Origin of the sequence: Burkholderia reimsis (assembly GCF_003294055.1) — a bacterium.
In the GTDB taxonomy this organism is placed as follows: Bacteria; Pseudomonadota; Gammaproteobacteria; order Burkholderiales; family Burkholderiaceae; genus Burkholderia; species Burkholderia cepacia.
The window spans coordinates 72,236-82,543 of record NZ_QMFZ01000038.1 but is presented as its reverse complement, the minus strand read 5'-3'; the positions used below and the strand labels follow the sequence as shown (position 1 = coordinate 82,543).

Genomic DNA, 10,308 nt, shown 5'->3' with positions numbered 1-10,308 from the left:
CCTCCCGGCCGCCGCCCGGCCGCGCTGGCGTGCCGATACCAGCCACACGGCGGGTTGGTTCTATCCGCGCCCCAATCGTCCTGATTTACTTGAGCCTCCCGCTACCCGCGTAGCGTGGCGCCCCGTCGCGCCGCCGCGCGGGTTGCGTTCCATGACATCCGAGGAATCTCATGACCGCCGACTCACGCCCCGATCAATTCGTCCTGACGCTGTCGTGCCCGAGCGCGGCCGGCCAGGTCGCCGCCGTCGTCGGCTTTCTCGAGCGCCATCGCTGCTACGTCGATGCGCTGAACGTGTTCGACGACGATCTCAGCAATCGTTTCTTCGTGCGCTGCGTGTTTCATCCGACCGATGAAACGCTGCAGATCGACGCGCTGCGCCAGGAATTCGGGCCGATCGCGATCGCGCTCGGCGGCGGCGGCGAAGGCGACACGCAATGGGCGATTCACGACGTGAATGCACGGCCGAAGGTGCTGATCATGGTGTCGAAGCTCGAGCACTGCCTCGCGGACCTGCTGTTCCGCTGGCGGATGGGCGAGCTGAAGATGGACATCGTCGGCATCGTGTCGAACCATCCCGACTTCGAGCCGCTCGCCGCGCAACACGGCCTGCCGTTCCGCCATTTCCCGATCACGGCCGATACGAAGGCGCAGCAGGAAGCGCAATGGCTCGACTTCTTCGAGTCGAGCGGCGCCGAACTCGTGATCCTCGCGCGCTACATGCAGGTGCTGTCGCAGGAAACGAGCGCGAAACTCGCGAACCGCGCGATCAACATCCACCATTCGTTCCTGCCCGGTTTCAAGGGCGCGAAGCCGTATCACCAGGCGCACGCGCGCGGCGTGAAGCTGATCGGCGCGACCGCACACTTCGTCACCGACGATCTCGACGAAGGCCCGATCATCGAGCAGGTCGTCGAGCGCGTCGATCATGCGCTGCGTCCGGAGCAGTTGCTCGCGGTGGGGCGTGATGTCGAAAGCCTCACGCTCGCACGTGCGGTGAAGGCGTTCATCGAGCGGCGGGTGTTTTTGAACGGCGATCGGACGGTGGTGTTTCCGTAAGCGGGCGGCCACGACCGGCCGTCATGCGGAAGCCGACGGTACGCGCGCACGCGTCGTGCCGATTCGTCGTGCCCGGTGTCGCAGATAGAGGTTGTTGAGGATCAGCGCCACGCCCGTCAGCGTGGCGCCCAGGATCTGCGCGCGGTTGGGCACGATGCCCGTGACCGCGGATACGATGAATGCCGTAATGGGCACGATGTCCATGAACAGCACGCCGTTCATCGGCCCGAGGTTCCGGTTGCCCGTCATCCACAGCAGGATCGCGCCGAAGCCGGCCACCGGCCCCATGTACGCGAGATGCGGCAGCACCGCATGCACCGCGGCGAGTGACGGTGCCGCGATCCGGTGCGTCGCGATCAGCAACAGGTTGACTGCGACGATCGTGGTCAGTCCAAGCCACGTCGTGAAGGTCGTGTATTTCAGTGCCGACCATTTCGTGAACCGCGCTGCGCCGAACGTATAGACGACCCAGCACAACGCGCCGACGACGATCAGTGCGTTGGCCGCGTAGTGCTGCGGTTCGTGCAGTGCGGCGATCACGTCGCCGCGCGTGATGACGAGCGCGACGCCGGTAAAGGACAGGACGACGAACAGCACCGACACCGGCGCGGGCGCGACGCGCCGCACCAGCGCATTGAGCAGCAGCCCCATCATCGGCTGCGTGGCCATCATGATCGATGCGGTCAGCGCGCCCTCGTCGCCGGCCAGCTGCTGGCCCAGGAACACGAACGACCCGAATCCGCAGAAGCCGACCGATCCGAGCAGCCATGCGAGCGCTACGGGTTCTCCGGCGGAACGAAACGCACCGGGCCCTTCGATGACCCGCAGTAACACGAGGAAGCACATCCCGGCGATCAGGTAGCGCAGCGACGTGAACGTAAAGGGATCGATGTACCGCAACGCATCGGTCATCACCGGAAACATCACGCCCATCAGGATCGTTGCGGTCACACATGCGACGACGCCTTTCCCGTACGCGTTCGCGGCCGGCATTGCGAGTGTTGCATCATTCATGACTGATCATTCCCAAATTGATTGAAAAACGATGCCGGTACGGCTGCGCGCAGCGGCAGTGTCATATGGCGTTCGTTACCCTGTTTGCCGGCCCTTCACGGTCTCGATGCGGGCCTCGGTATGCCTCGCATTTGAAACCATTCATTCTCAAAATAACCAAAAAAATCAGGTCAGTGCCCGCATCGCGATTTCGACGATCGATGCGAGCTCCGCCTCCGATGCACTCGACTTGCCCAACACGCGCATGCCCTGGATCAGGCACAACAGGAACCGGCCCACCTCCTCCGGATCGAGATGCCGGTCGAAATCGCCCGACTGCTGGCCTCGCGCGACGGCCAGGCTGAATTGCGAGCCAATGCGCAGCAGGGTCGATTCGATGTACGGGCGCAACGCGTCGTCGCCGGGCAGGAGTTCGACGGCCGAATTCGTGATGAAGCAGCCGCGCCGCTCCGACAGGCGTGCGCCGATTTCCGTGTAGTACAGGAGCGCCGCCTTGAGTGCCTGCCGTGGCGGCAGATCCGCCGCGAGACGCTCCTTGAGCCGTGCGATCGCACCCTCCGCATAGCGGTCGAACGCGGCGACCAGCAACCCGTGCTTGTCGCCGAAGGTGCGGTACAGGCTGCCGCGAAAGACACCGGTCGCCTCGCACAACGCGTCGATCGACGTCGCGTGATACCCCTGCTCCCAGAACACGCGTGCCGCCGCGTCGATCACCTCGTCGGTGTCGAATTCGCGTGGGCGGCCCCTGTCACGGGAGCTGGGAGAGGTCGGGCTCATGAGTCCGGATATTAGAACCGATCATTCCCAAAATCAAGCGGCCTCGCTCGCGTACTTGCGCCGCTCGCACCGGCAATGGTGCCGGCCCTGAACAACAAAAGCCCGACCGGTTGCAAGCCGGTCGGGCTTCGTTGCATGCCGCAAGCTCGATCACGCCGCCCGTGTGCGGTTTCCGGGGGCGCGCACCGTTACACGGCCTGACGCGTCACTTCACCCACGCAAAGTAATACGACAACCAGATCGTGAGCCCTGCCCCGATCAGCGCCGCATACGGCATCAGGTTGAGCCACATCGCGCGCTTCGGCACCTCGAGTTCCATGTCGCGCTGCATCTGCGCGGGGAACCGGCCGCGATCCTGCCAGTAGTGGCGATAGAGAAACACCGGCACGATCAGCAGCATCGCGATCAGTCCGTTGCGCAGCGTGCCTTCGCCCTGCAGGTTCGCGCCCGCGCCGACATAGACGAGGTTCGCGTAGCCGCAGATCGAGCCGGCAACGAGCAACCATGTCGGGCAGCGGAACGGCCGATCCCAGTTGCCGCGGTCCATCCGGTGGATCCAGCCCGACTGAAGATTCAGGAATACGAACAGCATGTAGCAGACGTTCGAGATCGACAGCACCGTCATGTAGTCCGACATCATCAGCAACACGAGGTTGAAGCCGAGATCGGTCCACATCGCGCGCGTGGGCGAGCCGTGCTCGTTCACGTGCGACAGGTACTTCGGCAGCCAGCCGTCGACCGATGCCTGGTACAGCGTGCGCGACGAGCCCATCATCGACGTCATCACGATCAGCAGGATCGACAGCATCAGCATCACGACGACCGCGTTCGCGACCCACGCGCCGCCGCCGACGATCTTCGCCATCGCGGCCGCGACGCCGGTGCCGTCGCCGATCGACGGATCGAGCATCGCGTGCGTGCCGAGCGCACCCTGGAACGCCATCGGCACGAGCGTCATCACGACGAGGCACAGCGCGCCCGACCAGAAGATCGCCTTGGCGGTATCGCGACGCGGGTCGCGGAATTCGCGCGTGTAGCAGACGGCCGTCTCGAAACCATACGACGCCCAGCCGGCCATGAACATCGCGCCGAGCGCCATCGTGACGCCCTGCCCGTTCCACGAGCCGAACGTCGCGGTCGTGAGATTGCCCTGTGCGTCGTGACCGAGCGGCAGCAGCGGAAGCAGGTTCGACATCGGCACGTCGCCCGTGACGAACGGCACGATGCCGACGATCAACAGCGGCGTGAGCGACGCGATGCCGAGAATGCGCTGCGTGCGCGCCGCCTTCGATGCACCGCTGTGTTGGAGCTTGAACGTGATGAGAAGCAGGATCGTCGCGATGATGAACGTCGCATTGATCCGCAGGGACAGACCCGGCTTGATGAACCCGAGATCCGCAACCTTGAGCTGCCAGTGCAGCACCGCCGCATCGGCGGGAAAGAGACTCGTGAGCGCATAGCTCGCCGCGAGGCCGCAGCCGAGCGCGAGCATCGGCGACCACGCGAGCCAGTTGCACCACACGGAAACCGGGGCAATCAGCTTGCTGTAACGGACCCAGCCGATCGCGCCATATACGGACGCGCCGCCCGATTTATGGGGAAATAGCCCCGATATTTCCGCATAAGTCGCGCTCTGAATCAGCCCCATCGTGATCGCGGCGATCCAGATCGCCCACGCGGGCTGGCCGATCGTCGCGCATACGCCGCCGATCGTGAACAGCACGCCTGCCGGCACGCCGCTCGTTACCCAAAAAGCGTCTTTCCAAGTCAGGCCACGATGCAGCGTGTGGCCCGTCGAATCATGTGAGATGGTTGCCTCAACATCACTGGTGCTGTTCGCACGCAGTCCTGCCTGACTCATCCAATTCCTCCTGTGATGACTCCGCACAAGGGCCGTAGTGTAACAACTTACCGGCTTTCTTGCAGAATCAAAAAAATAATTCCGGGATATGATCGCATCGCAGTGCAATTATTTCGCTATCCTGCCGATCAATCCCGGACTGTCTCTTCGTCTTTTTATTGCGGCGAATCGTCGCGGCTTATTGCACGCCTTCCGTCCACGAATTCACGCGGTCCGCATGCGCTGCAATCCATGCATCGGCAGCCGCTTCCGGCTTCGAGCCGTTCTGGATCGCGAGCATCACGCTGTCGATCTCGCCCGGCTTCCACTGGAATTTTTTCAGGAACGCAACGACCGGCTTGGCCTTCGTTTCGAGCTGCGGGTTCACGACACTGTCGACGTGCTCCGCGCCGCCGAACACCTTCTTCGGGTCCTCGAGGAAGCGCAGCTTCCACTTCGCGAACATCCAGTGCGGCGCCCAGCCGGTCACGATCACCGGCTTGTTCGCGCCGACCGAGCGCGACAGCTCGGCCGTCATCGCGCTGCCCGAGCTCGGCATCAGCGTGTAGTTCAGGCCGTAGTTCTTGATCGCTTCGTCGGTCTTGCGCATCACGCCCGCGCCCGCATCGATGCCGACGATCCGGCCGCCGAAGCTGCCTTTTTCGGCATTCAGGTCGTCGATGCTCTTCGCCTTCACGTAGTCGGGGACGATCAGGCCGATCTTCGCGTCGGGAAAGTTCGCGCCGAGGTCGACGACCTTGCTCTTGTACTCGCCCCAGTAGGAACCGTGCGTGACGGGCAGCCACGCGGACAGCGTCGCGTCGAGGTCACCGCGCGCGACGCCCTGCCACATGATGCCGGCAGCGACCGGCACGAGCTTCACCTCATAGCCGAGTTTCTTCTCGATCACGCGCGCCGCGACGTTCGACGTCGCCACGCTGTCGTCCCAGCCTTCGACGTAACCGATCTTCAGCGTGGGCTTCGTATCGGCGAGCGCCGATGCGCTCAGTGCCACCATCGCCGACAGTGCGCCGGTCCACATCAGTTTTCCGAACAGCTTCATGGTCGATCTCCTTGAAATGCGCACCGTGCGCGTTGTCTCTCTAGGTTCTTCAACCACAAATCCGCGGTATCGTTGTTTTCCGACGGATGCTTGTCCGGACGCGACGCGCCCGGACAGCCGATGGCGAGTTTCGACTACTTGTCGATCACGAGATCCGACAGCGGCTTGCTGCAGCACAGCAGCACCATCCCCTGGTCGATCTCGCGCTGGCGGATGCCGCCGTTGTGCTTCATTTCAACCTGCCCCGACACGAGCTTCACCTTGCAGGTGCCGCACATGCCCTGCGTGCACGAGGCCGGCAGCCGCACGCCGGACTGGCGCGCCGCATCCAGCACGTGCTGCTCCGAGCCGCATGAAATCTCGCGATTGCTCTTTGCGAAGCTGACCGTGTACTGCTTCGTATCGGTGTCGGCGCCTTCGGCGGACGGGGCAAGATCGGCGAGCAGCTCGTCGCTTGCGGTCTGCGCGAGCGTTTCGAACGAGAAGCTCTCCTCGTGATACTGCTTGCGATCGAAGCCGGCTTCGTCGAGCAGGTCGCGCACGGCCTTCATGTACGGCGCGGGGCCGCACGTGAAGATCTCGCGCTCCATGAAATCCGGTGCGATCAGCTTCAGCAGCGGCAGCGTCAGGAAGCCCGTGACGCCCGGCCAGTTGGTGCGTGCGCCGACGCGCTCGACGACGAACGACGTGCGGAAATTCGTGTGGTTCGACGCGATCAGGTCGAGCTCGCGCGCGAAGATGATGTCGTCCGGCGTGCGTGCGCTGTGCACGAACAGGATGTCGCGATCCTCGGCGAGATCGTGGTGCGCGCGGCTCATCGACATCAGCGGCGTGACGCCCGAGCCCGCCGACAGGAACAGGTACTTGCGCGCCGGATGTCGTGCGCACGTGAATTCGCCGGCCGGGCCGAGTACGCGCACCGGCGCACCCGGCTGCAGGTTGTCGTGCAGCCAGTTCGACACCTTGCCGCCCGGCACGCGCTTCACCGTGATCGACACCGTGTGCGGCCGCGCGGGCGACGACGAGATCGTGTAGCAGCGGTTGATCGTTTCGCCGTCGATGTCGAGCTCGAGCGTGAGGAACTGCCCGGGCTCGAACGAGAACGAGCGGCCCTGCGGCGAACGGAAGAAGAAACTCTTCACGTCGTGCGTTTCCTGCCGCACATGGCAACACACCAGCGTTTCCTCGACGTCGCTCGTCCAGCGCTCGGGAAGGGCGTTCCAGAACGCCGGGCGTGTGACCCGGCTGTCCACCGGCTCGAAATTGGCCGCATCTCGCATCATCTGTAACTCCGCTTCAGTGCTGGGTACTACGCGCCGGTTTTTTCGGCGAGCCGGCCGATGTACCAGGCCGAGAATTTTTCGACGAGACCTTCCGTGAACGGCGAATACGGGCCCGGCTCGTACGCGCTGCTGGTCGCGCCGCGCTGCGAGAACTCGACGAGCGCGCGATCCTGGTCGTTCGTGGCGTTCCACACGGCCGTGAGGTTCTTCACGTCGTAGTCGATGCCTTCCTTCGCGTCCTTGTGCACGAGCCACTTCGTGCGCACGAGCGTCTTGCCGGCCGACAGCGGGATCACCGAGAACGTCACGATGTGATCGCTCATGAAGTGGTGCCACGAGTTCGGCTGCGTCCAGAACGACAGCCCGCCGAGGTCGGCCTTGTCGAAGCCGCCGAGCAGCTTCTTCGACGCGACCTTCGCGTCGAGCGTCTGCGATTCGCCGTGGCGATCGAGCGGCAGGCGCTGCGTGCGGAAACCCGTCACGTCGAGCAGCTTCTCGATCTCGGCGGACGGCAGGCCCATCTCGGCCCACTCCTTGCCGCGCCGCACGCAGGTTTCCGCAAACGCATCCATGCCTTCCGCGTTGGCGTCGGAACGCTGGTAGCCGAAGCCGTATTCGTACAGCGAGATGGTGAGCTCCGGATGGTTCGCGACGCAGTGATAGCACTCGCGGTTGTTCTCCATCGTGAGCTTCCAGTTGCCTTCCTCGATGATGTCGATCTGCGCGGCGATCTTCGTGTTCGGCAGGTCGTGCGGCAGCAGGTACGGCTCCATCTCGGCGCGCAGCTGCGCGAAATCGACCGGCGGCTCGTCGGCGAGGCAGATGAAGATCAGGCCCGCGAGGTTCTCGACGTGGACCGACTTCAGGCTGTGCTTGCAGCGGTCGAACTTCTCGCCCATGTGCTCGGCGAACATCAACTGGCCCGTCAGGTTGTAGGTCCAGCTGTGGTACGGGCACACGATGTTGCCGACCGAGCCCTTGTCCTCGTTGCACAGGCGCGCGCCGCGGTGACGGCACACGTTGTGGAACGCGCGGATCGCCATGTCGTCGTCACGCACGATCAGGATCGAATCGCTCCCCAGCTCCACGGTCACGTAGTCGCCCGGCTCGGGAATGTCCGGCTCGACCGCCACCTGGATCCAGTGCTGGCGGAAAATCGCCTCCATGTCGAGCGCGAAGATGTCCTCGCTCGTGTAGAACGGCGCTTCGAGGCTGTAACCTTCCTTGCGCCGCTCGATCAATGCACGAATGTCTGCCGATACTTTCATCGTTTGCTCCGGATTCCTTGCATCCCTGGGTTCTTGCCGACAGGCATCAAAATCAGTAGTCGATGAGCTGATGCTCGCGCAAATACGCGAGGATCACTTGTGCTTTTTCGACCGAACTCCCTTCATTTACGACGTTGCCGCCACGGCTTTCGGTCGTCGTCGCGGACAGCATCCGGGCATGCCCGGAGCGCTTCTCGGCGGCGACCAGCTTTACGGGTTTACGCTCGACCGGGCCGACCGTCCACGCGGCCGCGTCGGCGTCCGCGCCGGGCGCCGCGAGCGCGGGCCGGATCGCGCCGGCGCGCAGCCGCGCATACGCATAACGCGGCTCCGCATTCGCGAGCGGATGGACGGCGACGACGGCCGGCAGTGCCGCGTCCACGCGCCGCCGCAGCCCTTTCGGCAAAAATTGCCGGACCGCCGCACGGCCGCCCTCGACCGTCACGTCGACGGCCGAGCCGACCAGCGGATAGCCGAGCGCCGCGGCGATGCGATACGGCAGCATGCCGGTGTCGTACGCGCCCTCGGCGCGCGTGCCGGTCAGCACAAGGTCGTAGCCGTCGATACGCGCGGCGAGCGCATGCACGGCATCGTCGCCGTCGCGGCAGGCCAGCACCTCGACCTCCCGTGCGCCGAGCGCGAGATATTCGGCAAGCGCCGCGTTCGCGGGATCGCCGGCATGGATCACGTCGAGCGTCGCGCGATGCCGCTCGGCGAGCTGGCGGCCGGTTTCGAGCGCGGCCGCGTCGTTGCGGCTGTAGCGCGCGACGCCGCTGACCGGATGACGGCCGACGGACACGAGCACCGCGATGCGTTGCAAGGGACGGGGGGCGTTCATGCGGCGACTCCTTCCGGTTCACGGGTGCCGACCGCGGCCGGCGATTCTCCACGCGCGGCGCGCGCGGCCTGCACCTGCTCGATCAGCGCGGCGATCGTCCCCTGCGCATCGCCGACCACCGTCAGGTTCGCGCGTTTCGCGATCGGTGCGCTGCCGTCGAGGTTCACCGCGATCACGTGGCGGCAGTCCTTGATCCCCTGCAGGTGCTGCACCGCGCCCGAGATGCCGAACGCGATGTACACGCTCGCCTCGACCGTCTTGCCGGTCGCGCCGACCTGCTTGTCGCGCGTGAAGTGACCGTTGTCGACCGCGACGCGGCTCGCGCCGATCGCCGCGCCGAACACGCCGGCCAGCCGCTCGAACGCGCCGATGTCGGATACGCCGTTGCCGGCCGACACGATGAAATCGGCTTCCTCGAGCGCGACCTGGGCCGCGTCGATTTCATCGAGGCCGAGATCGCGATACGGCTGGGCGGCGTCATGGGCCGGGCGGATGAAGTCGGCAGCGAGACGCTCGCCCGCGCCGACGAACGGCAGCTTCGCGTCGACCGCGTTCTGCGCGAGCAGGACCACGTCGGGCAGCGCACGGGTGGCGAAGGCGCGCCCGGCCTGCGCATACGCGCCGACATGCTTCGCGTCGATCTCGACGACATGGGTCGCGACGCTCGCGCCGGCGGCCGCCGCGTAACGCCGGCCGAGATCGCCGTCGCCCGTCGCGTTGTCGGGCACGAACACGTGTTTCGGCGCGAGTGCGGCCACACAGGCCTGCAATGCTTGCAGTTCGCTTTCGGGATCGAACGCGCGGCGATCGAAGCCGGTCAACTCGAGCAGCTTGTCGACGCCCAGTTCGGCCACGTCGTCCTTCAGTTCGCCGAACGCGAGCAGCGCGACTTCGGTCTGGGCATCGGCGAGCAATGCGGCGGCGGCGATCGCCTGCCGCGAATGATCGTCGAGCGCGCCCCGCTCACCGTGCGCGACCACCAGCATCACGTGCTTCGGGTCCTGCACCGCGCGGCGCGGCTTCGCGGCGGCTGCGCCATGTCCGTGCGCCGACCAGTGCGCGGCGCTCGCATCGGCGCTGCCTTCCTCGCCGAGCGTGATGCGCTTCAGGCCCGCGGCCGTGATGATGAACGGCCGGCGCGGATCGATTCGTTTGATCGTGTTCATC

The 10,308-nt window shown here is 65.2% G+C and carries 9 protein-coding genes; 1 reads left to right on the top strand and 8 read right to left on the bottom strand.

Translation table 11 applies throughout. The annotated features are described in order from the left end of the window. Positions 1–170 precede the first annotated feature (170 nt). The gene (purU, locus tag DPV79_RS32890) at positions 171–1,058 is read left to right on the top strand and encodes a formyltetrahydrofolate deformylase (protein ID WP_113047408.1); all 888 of its coding nucleotides are present in this window, start codon (positions 171–173) and stop codon (positions 1,056–1,058) included. Between the two features lie 21 nt (positions 1,059–1,079). On the opposite strand, the gene DPV79_RS32885 is transcribed toward purU, so the two are convergent. The 8 genes from DPV79_RS32885 to DPV79_RS32850 all read right to left on the bottom strand — a co-directional run bounded on the left by DPV79_RS32885 (position 1,080) and on the right by DPV79_RS32850 (position 10,307). After that, positions 1,080–2,072 carry a DMT family transporter gene (locus DPV79_RS32885; RefSeq protein ID WP_113047407.1) on the bottom strand — a complete coding sequence of 331 codons (993 nt, stop codon included), beginning with the start codon at positions 2,070–2,072 and terminating at the stop codon, positions 1,080–1,082. A gap of 165 nt (positions 2,073–2,237) precedes the next feature. Beyond that, positions 2,238–2,849 carry a TetR/AcrR family transcriptional regulator gene (locus tag DPV79_RS32880; protein ID WP_048026439.1) on the bottom strand — a complete coding sequence of 204 codons (612 nt, stop codon included), beginning with the start codon at positions 2,847–2,849 and terminating at the stop codon, positions 2,238–2,240. 205 nt (positions 2,850–3,054) lie between these two features. Continuing rightward, the gene (locus DPV79_RS32875) at positions 3,055–4,710 is read right to left on the bottom strand and encodes a trimethylamine N-oxide permease (RefSeq protein ID WP_113047406.1); all 1,656 of its coding nucleotides are present in this window, start codon (positions 4,708–4,710) and stop codon (positions 3,055–3,057) included. A 178-nt stretch (positions 4,711–4,888) separates the two neighbouring features. Next, positions 4,889–5,752 carry a glycine betaine ABC transporter substrate-binding protein gene (locus tag DPV79_RS32870; RefSeq protein ID WP_060066958.1) on the bottom strand — a complete coding sequence of 288 codons (864 nt, stop codon included), beginning with the start codon at positions 5,750–5,752 and terminating at the stop codon, positions 4,889–4,891. 134 nt (positions 5,753–5,886) lie between these two features. Further along, positions 5,887–7,035, bottom strand: coding sequence for an FAD-binding oxidoreductase (locus tag DPV79_RS32865; protein ID WP_113047405.1), 1,149 nt, complete (start codon positions 7,033–7,035; stop codon positions 5,887–5,889). A gap of 26 nt (positions 7,036–7,061) precedes the next feature. Beyond that, positions 7,062–8,303 (bottom strand): aromatic ring-hydroxylating oxygenase subunit alpha, encoded by a 1,242-nt coding sequence (locus DPV79_RS32860; protein WP_021160637.1) that lies wholly within the window; start codon positions 8,301–8,303, stop codon positions 7,062–7,064. 52 nt (positions 8,304–8,355) lie between these two features. Continuing rightward, positions 8,356–9,141 carry an electron transfer flavoprotein subunit beta/FixA family protein gene (locus tag DPV79_RS32855; RefSeq protein WP_059649814.1) on the bottom strand — a complete coding sequence of 262 codons (786 nt, stop codon included), beginning with the start codon at positions 9,139–9,141 and terminating at the stop codon, positions 8,356–8,358. Beyond that, a complete protein-coding gene (locus tag DPV79_RS32850) occupies positions 9,138–10,307 on the bottom strand; it encodes an electron transfer flavoprotein subunit alpha/FixB family protein (RefSeq protein ID WP_113047404.1) in 1,170 nt (389 codons plus the stop codon). The genes DPV79_RS32855 and DPV79_RS32850 overlap by 4 nt, the downstream gene beginning before the upstream one ends. Position 10,308 lies beyond the last annotated feature (1 nt).

Bases quoted from the DNA above. Each gene is read 5' to 3' on its own strand.
- DPV79_RS32880 (WP_048026439.1), bottom strand. From the start codon at position 2,849: ATGAGCCCGACCTCTCCCAGCTCCCGTGACAGGGGCCGCCCACGCGAA.
- purU (WP_113047408.1), top strand. From the start codon at position 171: ATGACCGCCGACTCACGCCCCGATCAATTCGTCCTGACGCTGTCGTGC.
- DPV79_RS32870 (WP_060066958.1), bottom strand. From the start codon at position 5,752: ATGAAGCTGTTCGGAAAACTGATGTGGACCGGCGCACTGTCGGCGATG.
- DPV79_RS32860 (WP_021160637.1), bottom strand. From the start codon at position 8,303: ATGAAAGTATCGGCAGACATTCGTGCATTGATCGAGCGGCGCAAGGAA.
- DPV79_RS32885 (WP_113047407.1), bottom strand. From the start codon at position 2,072: ATGAATGATGCAACACTCGCAATGCCGGCCGCGAACGCGTACGGGAAA.
- DPV79_RS32850 (WP_113047404.1), bottom strand. From the start codon at position 10,307: ATGAACACGATCAAACGAATCGATCCGCGCCGGCCGTTCATCATCACG.
- DPV79_RS32875 (WP_113047406.1), bottom strand. From the start codon at position 4,710: ATGAGTCAGGCAGGACTGCGTGCGAACAGCACCAGTGATGTTGAGGCA.
- DPV79_RS32865 (WP_113047405.1), bottom strand. From the start codon at position 7,035: ATGATGCGAGATGCGGCCAATTTCGAGCCGGTGGACAGCCGGGTCACA.
- DPV79_RS32855 (WP_059649814.1), bottom strand. From the start codon at position 9,141: ATGAACGCCCCCCGTCCCTTGCAACGCATCGCGGTGCTCGTGTCCGTC.